This is a genomic window from Dickeya ananatis (genome assembly GCF_019464615.1).
Taxonomy (GTDB): Bacteria; Pseudomonadota; Gammaproteobacteria; order Enterobacterales; family Enterobacteriaceae; genus Dickeya; species Dickeya oryzae.
Genome location: NZ_CP040816.1, coordinates 397,401 through 416,599, shown reverse-complemented (window position 1 = coordinate 416,599; position 19,199 = coordinate 397,401). Strand labels below are relative to the sequence as shown.

At 54.1% G+C, this 19,199-nt stretch carries 15 protein-coding genes; 4 read left to right on the top strand and 11 right to left on the bottom strand.

Annotation, left to right across the window (positions count from 1 at the left end):
- Positions 1–87: 87 nt before the first annotated feature.
- Entirely contained in the window at positions 88–1,419 is a 1,332-nt protein-coding gene (locus tag FGI04_RS01765; protein WP_342699784.1) for a CYTH domain-containing protein, read from the bottom strand.
- 303 nt (positions 1,420–1,722) lie between these two features.
- On the opposite strand from FGI04_RS01765, the gene FGI04_RS01760 reads away from it, so the two are divergent.
- Together FGI04_RS01760 and FGI04_RS01755 are read left to right on the top strand one after the other, a co-directional pair.
- Positions 1,723–2,343 (top strand): TIGR04211 family SH3 domain-containing protein, encoded by a 621-nt coding sequence (locus FGI04_RS01760; RefSeq protein WP_342699785.1) that lies wholly within the window; start codon positions 1,723–1,725, stop codon positions 2,341–2,343.
- 286 nt (positions 2,344–2,629) lie between these two features.
- Positions 2,630–3,880, top strand: a complete 1,251-nt coding sequence (locus FGI04_RS01755) for a multifunctional CCA addition/repair protein (RefSeq protein WP_342699786.1) — start codon at positions 2,630–2,632, stop codon at positions 3,878–3,880.
- A 58-nt stretch (positions 3,881–3,938) separates the two neighbouring features.
- Here the strand turns inward: FGI04_RS01755 and bacA are convergent, their stop codons facing one another.
- Together bacA and folB are read right to left on the bottom strand one after the other, a co-directional pair.
- Complete coding sequence (gene bacA / locus FGI04_RS01750; protein ID WP_016940443.1) at positions 3,939–4,760, bottom strand: undecaprenyl-diphosphate phosphatase; 822 nt, start codon at positions 4,758–4,760, stop codon at positions 3,939–3,941.
- 172 nt (positions 4,761–4,932) lie between these two features.
- Positions 4,933–5,295: a bifunctional dihydroneopterin aldolase/7,8-dihydroneopterin epimerase gene (folB, locus tag FGI04_RS01745; protein WP_342699861.1), complete on the bottom strand. Its 363-nt coding sequence runs from the start codon at positions 5,293–5,295 to the stop codon at positions 4,933–4,935.
- Between the two features lie 107 nt (positions 5,296–5,402).
- Here folB and plsY point away from each other — a divergent pair, with 107 nt between their 5' ends.
- Positions 5,403–6,044, top strand: a complete 642-nt coding sequence (gene plsY / locus FGI04_RS01740; RefSeq protein ID WP_407337323.1) for a glycerol-3-phosphate 1-O-acyltransferase PlsY — start codon at positions 5,403–5,405, stop codon at positions 6,042–6,044.
- A 99-nt stretch (positions 6,045–6,143) separates the two neighbouring features.
- Here the strand turns inward: plsY and FGI04_RS01735 are convergent, their stop codons facing one another.
- Positions 6,144–7,730: a methyl-accepting chemotaxis protein gene (locus FGI04_RS01735; protein ID WP_407273986.1), complete on the bottom strand. Its 1,587-nt coding sequence runs from the start codon at positions 7,728–7,730 to the stop codon at positions 6,144–6,146.
- 318 nt (positions 7,731–8,048) lie between these two features.
- On the opposite strand from FGI04_RS01735, the gene ppa reads away from it, so the two are divergent.
- Entirely contained in the window at positions 8,049–8,579 is a 531-nt protein-coding gene (gene ppa, locus FGI04_RS01730) for an inorganic diphosphatase (protein ID WP_342699789.1), read from the top strand.
- Positions 8,580–8,728: 149 nt separating this feature from the next.
- Here ppa and FGI04_RS01725 read toward each other — a convergent pair whose 3' ends face one another.
- The 7 genes from FGI04_RS01725 to tamA all read right to left on the bottom strand — a co-directional run bounded on the left by FGI04_RS01725 (position 8,729) and on the right by tamA (position 19,192).
- On the bottom strand, positions 8,729–9,151 hold the full coding sequence (locus FGI04_RS01725; RefSeq protein ID WP_210181399.1) for a nuclear transport factor 2 family protein: 423 nt from the start codon (positions 9,149–9,151) through the stop codon (positions 8,729–8,731).
- Positions 9,148–10,644: a tRNA ligase subunit PheS family protein gene (locus FGI04_RS01720; RefSeq protein ID WP_407337322.1), complete on the bottom strand. Its 1,497-nt coding sequence runs from the start codon at positions 10,642–10,644 to the stop codon at positions 9,148–9,150. Before FGI04_RS01720 ends, FGI04_RS01725 begins: the two co-directional genes overlap by 4 nt.
- On the bottom strand, positions 10,641–11,792 hold the full coding sequence (locus FGI04_RS01715; protein ID WP_407337321.1) for a cupin domain-containing protein: 1,152 nt from the start codon (positions 11,790–11,792) through the stop codon (positions 10,641–10,643). The genes FGI04_RS01720 and FGI04_RS01715 overlap by 4 nt, the downstream gene beginning before the upstream one ends.
- Positions 11,793–11,864: 72 nt before the next feature.
- Complete coding sequence (locus tag FGI04_RS01710) at positions 11,865–12,896, bottom strand: aminotransferase class I/II-fold pyridoxal phosphate-dependent enzyme (RefSeq protein ID WP_407337320.1); 1,032 nt, start codon at positions 12,894–12,896, stop codon at positions 11,865–11,867.
- A gap of 496 nt (positions 12,897–13,392) precedes the next feature.
- Positions 13,393–13,740 carry a gamma-glutamylcyclotransferase family protein gene (locus tag FGI04_RS01705; protein ID WP_012885994.1) on the bottom strand — a complete coding sequence of 116 codons (348 nt, stop codon included), beginning with the start codon at positions 13,738–13,740 and terminating at the stop codon, positions 13,393–13,395.
- A 2-nt stretch (positions 13,741–13,742) separates the two neighbouring features.
- Positions 13,743–17,498 carry an autotransporter assembly complex protein TamB gene (gene tamB / locus FGI04_RS01700; protein ID WP_407337318.1) on the bottom strand — a complete coding sequence of 1,252 codons (3,756 nt, stop codon included), beginning with the start codon at positions 17,496–17,498 and terminating at the stop codon, positions 13,743–13,745.
- Positions 17,495–19,192, bottom strand: coding sequence for an autotransporter assembly complex protein TamA (gene tamA / locus FGI04_RS01695; protein ID WP_407337378.1), 1,698 nt, complete (start codon positions 19,190–19,192; stop codon positions 17,495–17,497). Before tamA ends, tamB begins: the two co-directional genes overlap by 4 nt.
- Positions 19,193–19,199: the final 7 nt, after the last annotated feature.

Sequence of the window (19,199 nt, the reverse complement as noted above, 5' to 3'; positions counted from 1 at the left end):
ACAGCTGCCCCGTCAGGCAGCCTCAATACGGGGTAAATCGGGGCGGTGGCTCCAGAACCAGCACGCCCCGAATGGCGATCGTCTGGACTATTGGCCGCTGTGCAGCCAAAACGGCGGCTGGGCGAGGGCCTGTTTGCGGCTGTTTTCCAGCATTCCAGGCACTACCTGGCCGACGGACAGCGACTCAATCAGTTGCATCAGCTCACGCCACGGCTGCAAATAGCGTGTCGCCTCCTCTTGCGGATAGCTTCCACCCAGCAGCAAAAAGGTATACACACTGCGCTGTAGACGCGGCAGTTGCTGGGTGTAATGCAACGCATCCAGTGAGTGACTGAATACCGCTTTCAGTTCAGCCAGCCCCCGACTCATCATGATGTCGGCAAAGCGCTTCCAGGAACTCTGCAGGCGCATCAGTTCACGGTTGTCCATGTAGTTGCGCCATCCCTGCTTGACCAGCCATGAGGTCAGGATCAGCTTATCCTTCAGGTAATCGACGCTATAGCAGAGCGTATCCGCCGTTTCCGTGCGTTCGATCGCCTCTTCAAGATGGGCCAACGCAGCACGGAACTCTGCGGTCACTTTACGCGGCACAACACCGCCTATCAGCACCAGCAGTTCTCGCATCATGGCACCGGCTTCCAGCAACGCCGGGCGGGCAGTAGCATCACCTCGCGCCCATAGCTCCTCATGGTATTGCCAGTGGCTGAAAGCATGCTCCAGTCCGGCAGCAATGCCCTGATCAAGCGTCATTTTTGGTGCTACCGGCAGAAACGTCAGTTCGCGACAGGGCCGGGCCGGATTGCCTTTCGCCAGATGATAACCACGCGCCGCTTTACTCAGGCTGCCTTGTCGCAAGCCGCCGATATCAGCCAATTCGTTGGCAAACGTCAGCAAGTCCGCAACACGACCGTTTTTCAACTCCAGCTCCAGTTCACACAACGGTTCGCTACACTCACCGGCGCGGATCTCGCCCTCATCGACGGCAATTTCGATCAGGCTCTGGTGATGAGACACCACCCAGGCTTCACGCTGAAAATCTGTACTGAACAGCGGTTGCAATGCCTGGGAAAGTACGTCAATGTCACAGCCTTCAGGCCAAATGTCTGGCGGCAACAGGCGAATATCCAGGTCAGGCCCCGGCAGACTCACGTTATATTCCGGGTGCTGGTGTAACCCCCCCACCACTTTTCCCGCGGTTTTCACCGTCATCTCGTAACGGCCATTTTCACCCCGAATACGCAGCCCGATACCATGCTGGCGCAGATAGCCATCCGCCGTTTCGTAATAGCTATTGGCCAGTTGATGCGTATGCAGATGGTTGCTGTGCCCCACATCGCTCTGCCAGCTTTTCAGCCCTTGTCTGATCGCCGCTGCGGCATCAGGGTGAATAATAAATTTTAATTCAATCTCTTCGCTCATCGTCTCGCACTGCCCGGGTGTTACGGAAATATCGCCAGTAAATAACATTTTATCGCAGGTTGCCACTTTTACGGCATGGCGGCGCACATACCCTGCGAAGGCGCTCGCAAAGCCGGTGTAACCGCTGTGCATTCATAGCCGGTTGTCACCGACAATGGCTGGATAACGCCTCCTGATTCAGTGCCCATCAGGATAGGTTCTAAGACAGTTCCCATTCAGGTTTGGCAACGTCATCGTCAGACTGGGCCGCTAACTTTATACTCCCTGCAAAATAATCCCTGCGAACTTAATATATTGAATATGATGAATAAATTATCCTTTTTCCTCGCCGCCCTGCTGGGTCTGTCCACCACGTTGAGCCTGCATGCGGAAGAAAAGCGCTATATCTCCGACGAACTGGTGACCTACACCCGCAGCGGGCCGGGCAATCAATACCGTATCATCGGAACCTTGAATGCCGGTGAAGCCGTCACGCTGGTTAGCGTCAACGACAGTGCGAATTACGCCGAGATTCGCGATGACAAAGGCCGCACCAGTTGGATTCCTCTCGACCAACTCAGCCAGACCCCTAGCCTGAAAACCCGGGTGCCGGAACTGGAAAACCAGGTAAAAAGCCTGACAGATAAGCTCAATAGCGTTGACCAGGACTGGACCCAGCGCACCACCGATCTGCGCCAGAAGGTCGCGAGCAGCGACAGTACCCTCGCCTCGCTACAGCAGGAAAACCAAACGCTGAAAACGCAACTGAATGTCGCGCAGAAAAAACTTGAGGTCGCCAACCTGCAACTGGACGATAAGCAGCGCACGCTGATCATGCAGTGGTTCATGTACGGTGGTGGCGTGGCCGGTGGCGGTCTGTTGCTGGGATTGCTGCTGCCACATCTGTTGCCCCGGCGCAAAAAAAACGACCGATGGATGGGGTAATACCTGAACACGGGATCGCCAGTTATACCTAAAATAATTCGAGTTACAGGCAGGCGGCAATCGAGCGAATCCCCAGGAGCTTACACAAGTAAGTGACTGGGGTGAGTGAGGGCAGCCAACGCACCTGTAACTTGAAGTATGAAGGGTATATACCGATGTGCCGTTGTGTTCAGGAAGCAGTTAATCAACAATAACCACTGTGACCACCATAACCGTTAGCGACCCTGTCGGCTACCGCTAACGTGTGTTCCATTTATCGACACAGCCTAAACATCGGGAGCCGGGTTTGAAGATTTACCTTGTAGGGGGTGCAGTGCGTGATGGCCTGTTGGGCAGGCCGGTCACCGAGCGCGATTGGGTCGTGGTCGGTGCCACGCCAGAAATGCTGTTAGAGCAAGGTTATCAGCAGGTTGGCCGTGATTTTCCGGTATTCCTGCACCCAGAGACGAAAGAGGAGTACGCGCTGGCGCGCACTGAACGCAAATCCGGCAATGGCTATACCGGGTTTATTTGTCAGGCGACACCGAACATTACCCTGGAAGACGATCTGCTACGGCGCGACCTGACCATCAATGCCATCGCGCAAGCGGAAAACGGACAGCTCATCGACCCCTATGGCGGTCAGCGCGATCTGCAAAACCGGCTCCTGCGCCATGTTTCGCCAGCGTTTAGTGAAGACCCACTACGGGTGCTGCGGGTCGCGCGTTTTGCTGCCCGCTATGCTCACCTCGGTTTTCAGATTGCCGAAGAAACCCTGATCCTGATGCAGACCATGACCCGTAACGGCGAGCTGGATTTCCTGACGCCGGAGCGAGTCTGGAAAGAAACGGAAAAAGCCCTCGGCACGCAGGATCCTCAGGTCTATTTTCAGGTACTACGCGACTGTGGCGCGCTGGCTGTCTTGTTTCCCGAAGTCGATAAGCTCTATGGGGTACCCGCTCCTGCGACCTGGCATCCGGAAATCGACACAGGTATTCACGTAATGATGAGTCTCGCCATGGCCGCCCGTCTCAGCCCAGCGCTCGATGTCCGCTTCGCCACACTGTGTCATGACCTTGGCAAAGGGCTGACACCGCCTGAACTCTGGCCGCGCCATCACGGCCACGGCGCCGCAGGTGTACCACTGGTCGAGGCGTTATGCCAGCGCTTGCGGGTGCCAAATGCTTTGCGCGACCTGGCCTGTCTGGTAACCGAATACCATGACCTGATCCACACTGTGCAGATGCTGCAACCCAAAACACTGCTTAAGTTATTTGACGCGATTGACGTCTGGCGTAAACCCCAGCGGCTGGAGCAATTGATCCTCGCCAGCGAAGCGGATGCACGCGGACGCGCCGGGCTTGAGCAACAGCCCTATCCGCAAGGCGACTATCTGCGCGATGCCTTTGCCGTCGCCAGCCAGATAACCAGTGCAGAGGTGGTGGCCGACGGGTTTCAGCATGCGGCGATCAGGGACGAGTTACAGCGCCGTCGACATTACGCGCTGGAGGAATGGAAGGCCCAACGTGCAGAAAGCTCGACCGGGCCACACACATAACGCCACGATGATTGGTGTCGTCGCCGGGGAGCATGGATTGCCCCCAGCGACATGAACATTACATCAGTACCAGCCACACCACCGCTGCCACAATAAAGCGGTAAATCGCGAACGGCACAAAAGAAACGCGTTTAATTAACTGCAGGAAGGTTTTGATAGCGATCATCGCCACCACAAACGCGGTCACAAAACCGGTTACAAACATCGGCAGGTCAGACAACGACAGGAAATGCCAGCTTTTGTACAAATCCAACCCGCTCGCCCCCAGCATAATCGGCACTGCGAGAATAAAGGAGAACTCGGACGCCGCATAACGGTTAACGCCGACCAGCATCCCACCGGAAATGGTCGCGCCAGAGCGAGAAAAACCCGGCCACAGCGCCAGGCACTGAAAGCAGCCGATCAGGAATGCCTGAAGATAGCTGATGTCGTCCAACCCTTCCGCTGTGGGTTTGTTCGGTTTGCGCCACTCCGCCAGCAGCAGTAATACGCCACCAGCCACCAGCGCGTAAGTCACCGTCACCGGATTAAACAGCGACTTGATAGCGTCATGCAATACCAGCCCCAACACCACGGCAGGGATCATCGCCAGTATAATGTGCGCCAGCGTCAGATGGCCTTTGCCACGCCCTTCATGCTGTGGCGGCTGACCAAAATGAATGCCAATCAAGCCGAACATCCGCCGCCAAAACACCACCACGACAGCCAGAATCGACCCTAACTGAATAATGACTTCAAACGTCTTGGCGGTGTCCCCCTCAAACCCCAGCCAATGACCAACAATAATCATATGCCCGGTGGATGACACCGGTAGAAATTCGGTGAGCCCTTCCACCACCCCAAGAATGAACGCCACCAGCAACGAATGCAGATCCGCCATCGACCGTTAACTCCCTACCTGCAACATAAAAAAGCGGCCTTGCTACCAGCAAGCCGCAACGTATAACGCACATCGAATGATGTCCTCTTAAGGACACAACTTAAAGTAAAGATATTATCTTTTAATTACCTTAAGAACGGTCTGTGTTTATGCCGAAATAATCACCAACCGCTCACACTGACGGCCGAACGCCACGTTCAATGACCACACCGACGCTGCGTGCTTGCGCCACCGCACCGGGCTTACTGACTTTCAGCCGTAACCAGGGAATGCCAAAACGTTGCATCAGCCCTGCGGCTACCTCTTCTGCGACACGTTCCACCAGAGCAAAACGCCCACCAGCAACCCACTCAATCACGGACTCGCTCACCTCGGCATAATTCAGGCAATCCGCTACCTCGTCGCTGGCGGCCGGAGGGCGGTTGTCCCAGGCCATTTCGATATCGAACACCAATTTCTGCTGGATGGTCTGTTCCCAGTCATATGCACCGATAGTGGTGATTACGCTGAGTTCTTCAATAAACACGATGTCCATCACGTCATCCCCTGTTTTTAGCGCCGCCGGATACCACTTCCGGCAGAAAGTGCGTATTATCCACAGATGCTGAAGTTAAAACGACCTTTATTGGACGGAAGCCGTTTATGAGTGTTATCGCGCCCGGAATGATTCTCGTCGCGTATCTGTGTGGCTCGATCTCCAGTGCGATCCTGATTTGTCGTATCGCTGGGTTACCCGATCCGCGCGAACACGGTTCCGGCAATCCCGGTGCCACCAACGTACTGCGCATCGGCGGTAAGGCTGCCGCTGTCGCGGTATTGGTTTTCGACATTCTCAAAGGGATGCTGCCGGTATGGGGCGCTTACGCGCTGGGCAGTTCACCGCTGTATCTCGGTCTGACGGCAATTGCAGCCTGTCTTGGGCATATCTACCCGGTATTTTTTCACTTTCGTGGGGGCAAAGGGGTCGCTACCGCATTTGGCGCCATCGCGCCTATCGGCTGGGATCTGACGGGGTTGATGACCGGGACCTGGTTACTGACGGTGCTGTTAAGCGGCTACTCCTCGCTGGGTGCGATTGTCAGCGCACTGATAGCCCCGTTTTATGTCTGGTGGTTCAAGCCGCAGTTTACCTTCCCGGTGGCTATGCTCTCTTGCCTTATCCTGATGCGCCATCACGATAATATCCAGCGCCTGTGGCGTGGGCAGGAAGGCAAAATCTGGAAAAAGCTCCGTCGTAAACGCCATTCGGCGGACGATGCGCCTGATGAGCACGACGTCTCCTGACGGTTTCCTGAACGTAAAACTGAATCTAAAAAAGAAGCGACCAGTCGGCCGCTTCTTTTTTATCATGACCATGATTCTGTCAGGATTATGAACGGTGGCTTAGTAACGCCCTAATGCGGCCATCGTCTGCGGCTCCAGCCGGAACTGGGCCATGCTGGCCGCCAGTTCACGCGCCTGTTCTTCCAGCGATCGGGTCGCTGCCGCCGACTCTTCCACCAGCGATGCATTCTGCTGTGCGACGGAATCCATCTGTGATACCGCCTGGTTTACTTGTTCGATACCGTTGCTTTGCTCGCGGGTCGCCGTAGAGATTTCACGCATCAACGTTGTCACTTGGGATACGGACAAGGCCACCTCGCTCATGGTTTCCCCTGCAATACGGGCGATAGTCGTCCCTTCGTTGACCTGAACTTGCGAATCCTGCATCAGCACTTTAATTTCTTTGGCTGACTGGGCACTGCGTTGTGCCAGATTGCGCACCTCACCGGCCACCACCGCAAAACCACGGCCCTGCTCTCCGGCTCGTGCCGCTTCTACCGCCGCATTCAGTGCCAGAATATTCGTCTGAAAAGCGATACCGTCGATCATCGCCAGAATGTCGGCCACGCGCGCCGCCGTGGCGGAAATCATCTGCATTTTATCCAGCATCTGGTCAGCGGCTTCACGCCCTTTACCTGCAATATTCGAGACCTGCTGTGCCAACAGGTAAGCCTGATCAGCGCTATCGGCATTCAACTTCACGGTAGACGCTAACTGCTCCATACTGGCTGCCGTCTCCTCCAACGAGGCAGCCGACTCTTCGGTGCGCTCCGCTAAATGGTTGTTGCCAGATGCCAGTTCGCTGGTGCCAATATCAATCTGGCTACCTGCGTCACGCACACGCCCCACCGCAATAGCCAGCGCCTGCTGCATAGATTTCATCGCCCGAATCAATCGGCCGATTTCATTGTTACCGCCATCCTCAATCGTGCGTGACAGATCGCCTTGCGCAATAACCTCAAGCTGCTGTACAGCACCGTCCAGCGGACGTAACACTATCTGCCGGATAGCCCACCAGGCTACCCCGGCCAGCAACAGCGCGACGGCAAAGACTACCCCCATCGTCCACAGTCGGCCATAAGCCAACTCGTCCGCTTGCAACAACAGTTTTTCCCCCACCTGCAACGCAAAATTGCGGAAATCGGTGATGGCTGAATCCATGTTGATACTCAGCGCTGGCAGGGTATCCTGCATCAGGGAGTAGTAGTTATCCAGATTGTTGATCTTTAACGCGGCGACCAACGGTGTCATGCCCTGACGGTCATATGCGTCATAAGCCACTTTGATCTGTTCAGCCAGTTCCGCACCGCGTTTGGTCACCGTGCCATACGCCAGAAAACGCGCCATCTCCCGACGGGACTGGTTGGCATAATCTTCGACACGCAAGAGGGTATCCCGCGCCTGGTCAATCGACCCAATCTCATAGAGTCTGGCGGCCTGTGACGCCGCCGTTCTGGCCCGCAACGCGGCGGTATAGCTCGACGACAGAGCACTGAGTTCCTTGCCCTGAATTTTGTCGATAGACACTAATGACCGGTTCCCCTGACTAATCGCACTGGTGCCGATACCAACAACGATCGCCAGCAACACCAGCATAATACTCCCCACTGCCAGCAGGCCATGCCTGACCGTAATGCTCTTTAGCATCCGTACTCTCCCCTGTAATTCAACATCATAAAAAAACAACCAATAATGAAATAGCGATTCCGCCTCGTTACCCGGCGCACCTGACGATACGCCACAGTACCTGTCTGGTGACACGATTCAGGACTGACGTTTATCGGAATACGGCGAATTGTTCTTTAATTAGATTAATTATTTAATTTCCATTAATTAGCACTATATGGAATCCATTTTGACAGGCACGCCATACACCGCGAGCCCCCCTAAAAAACCACGACTTTCGCCATCAGTTGGCTATAATGAGCGCCACTCCATTCTGGTTTGAAGAAGAAGGAAACCGACATGAGTTTGAATAGCGTACCGGCGGGTAAAGACCTTCCGGAAGATGTTTATGTAGTGATCGAAATCCCGGCTAACTCTGATCCGATCAAGTACGAAGTGGACAAAGAAACCGGCGCCCTGTTCGTAGACCGTTTCATGTCTACCGCCATGTTCTATCCATGCAACTACGGCTACATCAACCACACCCTGTCACTGGACGGTGACCCGGTTGACGTGCTGGTGCCGACGCCGTATCCGCTGCAGCCGGGTTCTGTGATCCGCTGCCGTCCGGTTGGCGTACTGAAAATGACCGACGAGTCTGGCGAAGATGCCAAAGTGGTTGCGGTACCGCACACCAAGCTGAGCAAAGAGTACGACCACATTAAAGACGTGAACGACCTGCCGGAACTGCTGCGTGCCCAGATCGGTCATTTCTTCGAGCACTACAAAGACCTGGAAAAAGGCAAGTGGGTCAAAGTGGAAGGCTGGGCTGATGCCGCCGCTGCGAAAGCCGAAATCCTGTCTTCTTTCGAGCGTGCTAAAAACAAATAAGGCGCCGTGATGACGTCTTTCGTGTTTTGACTGCGACAGTCACATGACGGGCAGCCAGAAACAGAAAGTCCGCAACGCCTGAATCACAACACCGCCGATGGCGGTGTTGTTGTTTATACCTCAGCGACAATGTCCTTCATCACCGGGCGTTACTCTTCGTCAAACGCAGGCCGCCAGGAGCTGCCAACGCCGAACTCCGCTTCATAAGCTGGCCGGGCTGTAACGGTGTCGTAAATGATGTGCAATTTTTCAATCAACCCCTCACTGTTCATTTCCAGCACATCGACACACTCAAAATGCGCCGGCTCGCCAGAAGGCAACGTCCATTTGAATTTGAACCAGATAGTAATAAGCGGCCGACCGTCCACCTGCGACCCTTTCGTCACCCCCTTCAGATTGATTTTCGCACGCCCGGTGTCTTTGAATAATGCAGTATAGAAATCAACCGCTTTTCTCGGGCCATACAACGGTGAAAAGACCACCCCATCCGGGGTATACAGATCGAGAATGGCGCGAAGATCGCTCTTCTCCAGCGATTCAAGGTACGTTTTAGCAATCTGATCCGGTGTCATTGTTTTTCCTCCTGAAGCGTAATATCCATCGTAATTTCACCGGCTGCCAACGGCTCGGAGAGCTGCCATGCAGTCAGTACATGCGTTGCCAGTTGACCAACGTGGCCGACAATATCGCCCGCGTCGGTCACCAGTGTGGTTGCCTGCGATGTTGCCCAGGCAACCTGGTCATCCACACGGCAGTGAACAGCAATGCCGCGCACAGCCAGGGCAGCCAGCATCGCCGTCAACAATTGTTCTTTGCTGCGCCCCAGCGCCGCCAGATGGAATGGCTGCCGGGGGATAGCCGAGTGTAACAGTGCCAGTTGCTCGTCAGACGGCACGTGCCCGGTCGCCACGCTCGGAGCAAGAGGCAATCGGCCAGGTAAAAACACGCGCGCACGTTCAAAAATACCGCCGTAATGCAGCGGCAATGCGGTGCCTTGCTGCTGCCACAAGGTCAATAACCCTGGCAACAAGAGCGGCTGCATCACCGGCTCGATGCCCTCTATCGGGTCACGCAGTTGCCAGCAAGTCGCCAGCGTGTCCGATAAAGTGGCGGGTTGTACGCAAGCCAACGCCTGCACAGAGGTAAACGGAAAGGTCGAGACCTGCACCAGTCCTTCGGTCGCCATCGTCCAGTCTGTCTGGCTATCAATGTCATGTGCGCCTGATTTTTCCGCTTCCACCGTGGTCAAGTCCATCGCCCTGCTGCTGGCATAGGTCAGGTCACCATTCACGATCGGCTGCAAATCTTGCAAACCGTCCCTGAGCATCAGCGTGCGTTCCACCCCAATGCCGAATGAAAAAGCGCTGAACGCATCAGGGTCGACCCCGCAATTGATAAGCACATGTCGATGCACCATGCCGCAGCCTCCCCATTCAATCCACCCTTCACCCTGACAAGTCGGGCACGTAGCCGACTGCCCATGGCACTGATTGCATTGAATGTCGATTTCGGCTGCCGGTTGCGCGTAGGCAAACTCATAAGGCCTTAATCGCGTCACCACCCCTTGCCCAAACAGCGAATGCGCCAGTTCATCCAGCAATCGCTTGAGGTTATCCATCGTCAGATGGCGGTCTATCGCTAACCCCTCCAGTTGATTGAAGACCGGGCTGTGCGTGGCATCAAGCGCATCAGGCCGATAGGTACGGCCAATATGAAAGCGATATAACGGCGGCGATTGTGTCAGCAAGGTACGCGCCTGTACTGGCGACGTATGCGCCCGCAGCACCAACCCGGAACGTGGCCGATGTGGTTCTGGCTGTTGTTCCAACGTCGTTAACTCGCCGTACCGCTCTGCGGCTGACTGGATCAGATAAAAAGTATTGTCCGGGGTACGGGCAAAATGATCGTCAGCCATATTCAGCACATCGAAATTGAACCATTCGGCTTCAATTTCTGGTCCATCCATCGGGGTATAGCCACGCGCCTGAAAAAAACGGGCGATCTGTTGCCTGAGCAACGTCAGCGGATGCAATGAACCTCGCAGAGGTTGGCTACAGGATGTCATGACGCAGCGCCCTGCAATGTCCAGGCGGCGATACGCTCATGTACCAAATCCATCATGTCCCAGGCCTGACTGCACAACGGTAGTAGCGATTGTATTTTTTCAGCGGGCAGGCTGTGGAGGTAAGCCTGACCGATAGACCGATGGTCATCATCCGCTTCGGCATGCACATCAAAATAATCGCCTTCAACCTCGGGCTTATGAAATATTTCAGAGGTGGCCAGGCCAAATACGTGACCGCTCGACTCGACGACCAGATGCACAACCACCACTTTCCCTGCTTCATCCTGTTGGTACATCTGAGAGACAAACCAGTTACCGGCCGCTTCCAAAATTGGGTCGTAAACTTCGTCATTAATCTCATAACGCACGCGCAATAACTCATCATGCCCCACTTCTTCCATGAAATGACGCTGATACTCCTCCTGCAAAGCTGGGGTGATGCATAGCGCCTGGCGAGCCAGCACCATTTTCTGAAAATAACGTGACCAGACATATAAGGCTGATACAAAACGTTGACGTAATTGCGCGTCTTTCTGTAACCGGCCGGAAGAGAATAGCTGAAACAAGGCATTGTTCTGGTGACGCCCCACCAGCGTTTCGTTCACCTGATAGAGGTTATTTAGTGCATCGCTGAATGTTACCCTTGCCTGTCGTTCATCCTCATATAATCCCTTACCTTCAAATTGAATCGACAAACCATGAAAGGTTTCGCCCTCGCGGGTGGTAAAGCCATGGTTGCGGAAGGGTTCTACACAAACAATATCTCCCTCATATAATTGACGAGGCTCATCTCCCGTTAATTGCACAGAACCACTACATACAATAATCATGGATTTTGTCGGGTGTTGATGGACATCCAGTGTCTCACCATCGGTTAAACGCACCCAGGCAAATGACAAGCGACCTGACTCGGGTATAAAGTGAGCCAGATTTTCATTGCGTCGAAAATCACGGTGCTGCCCCAACAAATGCTTTTCACCATTAACGTCTACATGTGTGATCGCACGAATTTGCTCACGTGCAATAACATTCACAACAGCATGTTGTTCCTTATTCATTTCCAACGACTCCTTGTAATGACAGTTATTATATTTCGCTTTATTGACAACAACGATAAAATCACAAAGATTAGCCGTGCGGCCTTTCATTCATGATCATGAAATTTTTATAAAAAAGGTTAGTGCAGATTACTTCGTGAAAATATATTCAAACCGTCACGGTTACTCCAATACAGCCAGCAGATTATCCATTACCTCAGGTGCAGCCAGTGAAATACGGATATAACCGATAAGCCCCATTGGATTGGGTAATACATCAAATCCGGCATTCAGTAGTTGAGCCGCCATCGATTCAGGCGCTTTGATAGTAATAAAACCAGCATGAGCAAATACTTTTTCAATTGCAGGAATACGTTTCAATCGTAGTGCTACCCGTTCCCGCTCCTGAATGAAAAGCAAAATTTGTTGTTTTAATTGAGCGATATTTGATAACACCGCTTCTGCTTGCTCAATGACCGGCTGAGGCAGTGCAAAGGGGAGACGGACCTTCATCATGGCGTGAATCAGTTCAGGCTGGGCCAGTACCGCGCCCAGACGCAACCCAGCCAGCGCCATGGCTTTAGACAAGGAGCGCACTACAATCAGTTGCGGATAGTCATGAATCAGATGACGAAATGAACGTCGGGAGGCATATTCTACATAGGCTTCATCGATAACAACCAACCCTGAGAAATTCTCCAGCACGTGAATAACCTCATCCATCATCAAACTACTACCGATGGGGTTATTAGGGTCACATAGCAAAATACCTTTCGCCTGACTTTCCTTTATTCTACCCAAATCAAGGTGATTAAACTCGTCACCTAAAAGCGGGATAGGTTCAACATGAACAGAATAGGCCGTAGCCAGTTCATCAAACAAACGGAAATTAGGTGGGGTGACAATCACACTGTCTTGTCGCGGTTCAAAGAACGTTCGAAAGACTAAATCCAGACCATCAGAGGCACCACGGGTCATGAGCACCCAATCCGAATGCCATTCCTGACCACCTTGATATCCCTCTATCTCTGCCAGTGCGTTAAGATAATGGCTGGCGAGTGTTGGATAGACATTCGCAGGGTAACGATTTTGCTGACCACCAAACGGGTTTTCGTTATCTCGCAGGTTAACCATGCCTCGTTCTTCTGAACGGGAAGAAAAACTGAAGGCAGGCTTCATACTATTAATCACATCCCTGACCAGTGACTTTTCCATTTTCGTCCTTGTATTAGTGAATTACAAATGGTGTGCAATGCCTTTCCTTTTATCCTTATCCATATTAACCCTCCCCCTGCAATAGCAAATAAATATAGCACAGAAGAAACCACATAATATAAAGAACAATAGCATCCCCAGGATGGGATTTTTCTTTCCCCACCAATAAACAACACAACAAAAATAAATAACAGCAAACAAAAAAAACAAATAAGAATAAATTAGCATTAATGATTTTTATTATTGAATCAAAATCACCACACTGTCAAGCATCATAAAAAACAAAATAACATCACAAGAACAACAAAAATTTTCCTCAAAAACAAAGAATAGAATTAAAAAATATCAATGAGATTTCTTTACAAAGAAAGGATTAATAAACACAAACAACAAATAAAGAAGAATAAATAAGAACGAGTGACTATTGATAGAAATAAATAATCCCGGTTAACGTTATTCGCTACCGGGATTATGTAGAGTATGACGTGATGGTAGGTTATGGCTCTTCGTTACGCTTCAACCAGTCGCCGCTGACGATACGACGTAAGCCAGTAACCGGGCGCTGATACAGGTAAATCCAGGCGCTGCCATAAGGCGTGGCAATCAACTCACGCTGGTAAGCTCCGCCTCCCCGCTTCAGTTCATCCAGTTCGGTCAGAATAGACGAACTGATGCGGTACACTTCGCAGTAAATCTCTCCTTCGCCTGCAACCGCCGCCGGATAGTGTCCCAGGTCATATAACTCATACCCTTCGAGCTGGTGATCCCCTAACCACTGAGCGTTGGTCATCCAATGACTGTTTCCCTGTTTGCGCCGTAAACTGCCGTAGACAATAATTCGCATTGCTAAAACTCAAACTGATAGAGCACATCCAGTGCCTGATTCACACCAGACACCGCTTCCAGATATAGTTTTGGCATTAAACGGTAACGTAAGGTTAACGTTGCCAATGAATCGAACAGGCCGACACCATATTTGACCTGCAGGCCCGGAAGGACGTAACCGCTGACAACGACCTGCGATTTGTCGCCAACTCCCTGTGTATCCAGAGCTAAATTGCTTACGCCAAAGGCCTCGCCGATTTTACCCACAACTTGACCACTTTGTGCAACCCCTAAACCAATCAGGGCTGATGTCATCATCGAACTATCCGCTCCACTACTGTTCAAACCCTGACCGCGCAGCAGATAAGACAGCGCTTCCTCCTGGGATAATGTCGGTTCCGAAAACACATCCAGCTTAGGTGCACTGGCGGTACCGGTGACCCGTACGCCGACCGTCACGCTGTCTGCGGTATTATCCGGGTTGCGAATAGCCTCGATATTTAACACCGGCAGCGTCGGCGGCCCGGAAAACAGCAATAGCCCTTTACGCACTTGCAAATCCTGCCCATAGGCCTTGAAACGCCCTTCCTGCATCGAAATCTGCCCGTTCAACCCCAACCCCTGTTCATCCTGCGAGACTTTCAAATCGCCATGAAGACGGGCTCGTAACCCATAAGCATCCAGCCAGACATCATCGCCCACCCGTACAATCAGGTTGCTGGCGATCGGAATCCCGCGGGCCACGGTGGTAACCGGTTGACGTCGCGCATCCAGAATGACTTCATCCGACGAGACATCCACCGCACTGGCGGGCATATCGTGCACCACGATCCGCGCCCAGGGGATCGTCACCGTACCGTTTAGCGACAGTAGCTGTGGCGTCGCCTCGAACACAATATCCGGCGACACATCCAGCCGTGCCATCGGCGGCACCGTCACCCGCATACGATCACCGTTAACGGCAATCCGCGCTCGCCAGGCATCGAATACCGACCAGTCGGCGTTCCCCGCCAGGGTTATTTGCCCCTTTGTGGTACGGAACACACCCTGCAATGTCGAGGACATACCGTTGAACACCAACGCTAACCGCCCGCTGGTCAAATCAACGGGCATCCAGTTACCGTCCACATCAAGGTTATCCAGCGTGAGTTGCCCGAACACCTGCGGACGTTGCAGGTCACCGCCCAACCGCAGGTCCGCATTGACGACACCGGCGGCTTTCTCATTTTGGCGCAGCATCGGCCGCAGCAGGTCAAGTGACAACGCATTTAGCGTCACCGTACCACTCAGATTACGGCGATGCTGTGGATCCGTAATACTCACATCCCCCCGAAAGCGTCCGTTGCCCTGAATGCCCATCAGCCATGCCAGTCGCGCCTGTCCGTGCTCTAATCCGGCATCTAGGGTCAGCGTGTCAAACGCTATCGGCAGCGTACCGCCTTCAACCTGCTGGCGGACGGTCACACCCTGACCCGCCAGCGTGACACGGGCTTGTGGCAAACCACCGTTGGCCTGCCAACTGACTTGCGCATTGCCGCTCACCACGCCACTCACTGCCGTCTGCTGGCCGATAAACGGTGCCAGCATCGCCAGATTAAACCGGTTAAGCGTCACGCTTGCCTTACCGCTGGCTCCCGCTTCAATGGGCTGAGGTACGCACAATTCAGCATTGGGGTTACGCCAGCAATGCGTTCCTATCGTGACGGTCTGCGTCGCGACCTGATACGCCAGCGACATCGACGGTACCAGCCGCCATTCACCGACCGGGGTGTCAAACCGCGTATCGCTCAGTTCTCCCTGCCAGCGCTGCTGTGCACGGTCGAAGTGGCCGCTCAATAACAGCTGGCCGCCTACCGGATCGCCGTTCAGGGTCACGCGCAGCTGGTGCTGATTCTCATCACCGGTCGCCCGAACATTCAGCGACGCCAGCCGCACATCCCCCTGCGTCAGTTGCTGCACCTGTAACGTCAGTGTGCCCTGTACCTGTTTATCCGATTGCACATCACCCTTGAGTGTCAGTTTACCGAGGCTCAGTTCCTGCCAGCGCAACGCGGTGGCGGAAATATCTGCCTGCAACTGTGGTGCCTCACGTTTGCCATCTAGCCGCAGCTTCCCCGTTATCTGCCCGCCCAGACCGGGCAGTATTCCATTGAGTGACGGCGCATTAATGTCACCGTTCAATCGCCATTGGTCTTTCAATTCCCCCTGTAACGTCAGTTGGTTACGCCCCAGCGAGAGCGTCACCCCCGGAATCGACCACTGACCGTCGGCATTACCGCTCAATGCCCCTTTGGCGCTCAGTTTGTTCTGCCGGATTTGCCCATCCAGCGCCAGCTGCGGTACATCAAACCGCCATGACTCCCCCGCCAGGCTGCCGTTAATGGTGAATACACCGTCCAGCCGTGCTGGCCACTCTGGCCATTGCTGTGCCGTATTAATGCCTTTCAAAGCCAGGTTACCGTTCCAGGTTATCGCATCACGCCAGTCCAGTTGACCGGTGACATCCGCCATTCCCTGCAACGCCGCCAGCCGTAGTCGTGCCAGCGCGAACTGTTGTTCGCTGCCCTGACCATCAAGCGTCAGGGTACCGGGCGGCAGTTCACTGCCGCGGATATCCCCGCGTAGCGACAGTGAATAATCCGTCACTTTTCCGCTGACATTCACTTGTACCTGATTGAACTGGTAAAGCGCGTCACCGGTCAGCGGCCAACGCAGTTGAGGTGTGCGCACGCTCAGATTCAGCGGCAGGCCGGGTTCAGCCAACGCGGTCTGTATATCGACCTGCGCCCGCTGCGGACCAGACAGGTTTATCGCCAGCCGCAACTGCTGGCGCAGGCTACCGTCAGCGGTCAGCCGTATGCGTTCCCCCTTGAGCAGGTCGCTATTCAGTATACCGTTGAGGTTGAGCGTGACCGGCCAGTCGCCCGATAAGGTCGCATCACCATGCGCGTACAATGCGCCCTGCGGCGATTGCACCGTGAGTTGCAGCAGCGTCAGCGTTTGCTGTCGGGTCGCAGCCTGCAGTTGGAAGCGTGAAATGGCTACCGGCTGGCTCCCTACAACCTGCCATGACTCCCCCTGCAAATCGGCAATGGTGAGATCTAACGGCAAGGTAAACTCAGGCATCGCAGGCAGTAGCGGTGCGGCAAACAATGCATGCAGCGTTTCGCCCAACGGCGGCGGCTTAACCGCCGTCACCGGCGGTGTAGGCTGCGCTTTCGCTGTGGCAGGCAGCGAGACAATGAGGCCTGATACCTGTGTCGGCAACAACGTCAGTGAACGCCCCTGCCAGTTCAGCGCCGTTTGCAGCGAGTTCAGCGACACATCGGTACCATCGACCAGAATGCGACTATGGGTCAGGCTGATGTGATTCAGTGCCATCGCCACTGGCGCAAGTATTTCGGTTACCGGTGCCGTGTGTACCGGTGGTTCAGCGTCGGATGGTGGCAATGCCTGAGTATTGATAGCGACCGTCAGCCCCTGCAACGACAAATCATCCAGACACAGCTGACTGCGCCACAGGCATCCCGGTTTTAATGACACATGCAGTCGCTCCGCCTGCACGCTGACACCGGGTGACTGGTAGCGTATGCCATTGAGCGTCAAATCCCGCCAGCCGCCCTCGACGGCCCCCATTTCCAGCCCCGGCACCCAACGCGTAGCCGCGCCAAGCAACATATGTAACCCTGGCGTGGTGGTCACCAGCAGTATCACCACCAGCAATAACGCCAGCACACCCACCGTCAGGCCAATTCCGGCTTTTTTCATCCTGCTCATAATTCCGGTCCCAGCCCGATATAAAACTGCAATCCACGTTTATCGTTATCGCCAATCGGCCGGGCGATATCCAGCTTGACTGGCCCGACCGGCGAAGCCCAGCGCACACCAATACCCGCGCCTGTTTTAAGGTTGGTGCGCGTCAGATCGTTGACGGCTTCGCCACTGTCTATGAAAACGGCACCCCACCATTTCCCCGTGACGTTGTACTGGTACTCCAGTGATCCTGTTGCCAGCTTCGAGGCACCGGTGAGCTTGCCATCGCTATCGCGTGGAGAAATGGATTTGTACTTATAACCGCGAATGCTGCGATCGCCACCCGCAAAGAAGCGCAACGAAGGGGGAACACGCGAGAAGCTACCGGTTTCGATCCAGCCCAGATTGGCGCGAGTCACAAAACGGTGTTTTTCCGCCAGCGTTCGGATCCAGACGTTCTGTGCCTGAAATACCGCAAAATCAATATCCGAACCCCACAAGGTATTGGAGACGTCCACCGAGTAACGCTGGGTATCCCCCCAGTCTGGCATGAGCCCGCCTCGCTGTCGGGTACGGTTGAAACTGACGCCGGGGTAAAGCAGCATGGTGGTATTGGTGACGTTGGCCTGAGTAAAGTGATCCAACGTCCAGCGCATATTCACGGCCCGCTGCCAGCCGCTGGATAGCTCCCAGTAACGCGCCAGATTGAATGTCGTCGAGTCAGACTGGGTATCGTTGAGATCTTCGCGCTTGAAGCCCCCCTGCGCCAGATAGTATTGCTCCAGCGGGCTTTTCAGCAGGGGCATTTTGTAGCTGAAATCCAGTTGCTGTTCCGGCGCGGATACGCTTAGACTGCTTTCCAGACTGTGACCGTAATCGTTAACCCAGGGTCTTTTCCAGGTTGTTTTCAGCCGCGGCCCGACATCGGTGGCATACCCTACCCCGGTTTCCACATTATTACGGGTACGCGGCGTCACCACCGCCTCTAGCGGCAGGACTTTACTCTGGCGGCCGTGTTCAAAATCTGGTGACACTACCACAGAGTTAAACCAACCGGTGGCAGACAAGCGCCGGTTAAACTCCCCCAGTTGTTCCACCGAGTAAACATCGCCCTCGCGAAATGGCACCAGATTGTGCAAATACGCCTGCTGAATCTGAGAACCACGAAAGTTCACCTTACCAAAGCGATAACGGGGGCCACTGTTATAATCGATGTCCCACCAGGCCTGATGGGTTGAGGGCATCACCCTTAACTGGCTTTTATTGAAATGGCCGTCGAAATAGCCCTTACGCATCGACAACGTATTGAGTTCGTCTTTGAACGCATCGTAATTACCGTGATTGAGCGGACTACCGACCACTGGCCGACGTTGTTGCACCAGTTTTTGATAATCATCATCCTGTTGTGCGCCACCGCGAATAGCGATGCTGGAACCGGCGATGTTGACCGGCTCTCCCGGTGTCACCGTGACCTTCAACACCGGACGGCCACGCCCCTGCGCCGGAATAAATTCAAAGCGGATATCCGGGTCGTAGTACCCCAGCGCACGAAGGCCCTTGCGGATAGCTTCATCAACCCGGGCACGGAAACGCCCATCAGCATTAACTTCATCCGGGGTGATAGTAGAAAGGCGTGCCCGCACATTCTTCTGCAACTCCCCGTCCAGCCCGGTAAGTTGAAGACGCACATTCGATGCAGCCCATGCCGACGTCGCCATCAGCAAC

Excerpts from the sequence above, each read along its gene's own strand:
- FGI04_RS01765 (WP_342699784.1), bottom strand. The coding sequence starts at position 1,419 with ATGAGCGAAGAGATTGAATTAAAATTTATTATTCACCCTGATGCCGCA.
- FGI04_RS01760 (WP_342699785.1), top strand. The coding sequence starts at position 1,723 with ATGAATAAATTATCCTTTTTCCTCGCCGCCCTGCTGGGTCTGTCCACC.
- bacA (WP_016940443.1), bottom strand. The coding sequence starts at position 4,760 with ATGGCGGATCTGCATTCGTTGCTGGTGGCGTTCATTCTTGGGGTGGTG.
- folB (WP_342699861.1), bottom strand. The coding sequence starts at position 5,295 with ATGGACATCGTGTTTATTGAAGAACTCAGCGTAATCACCACTATCGGT.
- plsY (WP_407337323.1), top strand. The coding sequence starts at position 5,403 with ATGAGTGTTATCGCGCCCGGAATGATTCTCGTCGCGTATCTGTGTGGC.
- FGI04_RS01735 (WP_407273986.1), bottom strand. The coding sequence starts at position 7,730 with ATGCTAAAGAGCATTACGGTCAGGCATGGCCTGCTGGCAGTGGGGAGT.
- ppa (WP_342699789.1), top strand. The coding sequence starts at position 8,049 with ATGAGTTTGAATAGCGTACCGGCGGGTAAAGACCTTCCGGAAGATGTT.
- FGI04_RS01725 (WP_210181399.1), bottom strand. The coding sequence starts at position 9,151 with ATGACACCGGATCAGATTGCTAAAACGTACCTTGAATCGCTGGAGAAG.
- FGI04_RS01720 (WP_407337322.1), bottom strand. The coding sequence starts at position 10,644 with ATGACATCCTGTAGCCAACCTCTGCGAGGTTCATTGCATCCGCTGACG.
- FGI04_RS01715 (WP_407337321.1), bottom strand. The coding sequence starts at position 11,792 with ATGAAAGGCCGCACGGCTAATCTTTGTGATTTTATCGTTGTTGTCAAT.
- FGI04_RS01710 (WP_407337320.1), bottom strand. The coding sequence starts at position 12,896 with ATGGAAAAGTCACTGGTCAGGGATGTGATTAATAGTATGAAGCCTGCC.
- FGI04_RS01705 (WP_012885994.1), bottom strand. The coding sequence starts at position 13,740 with ATGCGAATTATTGTCTACGGCAGTTTACGGCGCAAACAGGGAAACAGT.
- tamB (WP_407337318.1), bottom strand. The coding sequence starts at position 17,498 with ATGAGCAGGATGAAAAAAGCCGGAATTGGCCTGACGGTGGGTGTGCTG.
- tamA (WP_407337378.1), bottom strand. The coding sequence starts at position 19,192 with ATGGCGACGTCGGCATGGGCTGCATCGAATGTGCGTCTTCAACTTACC.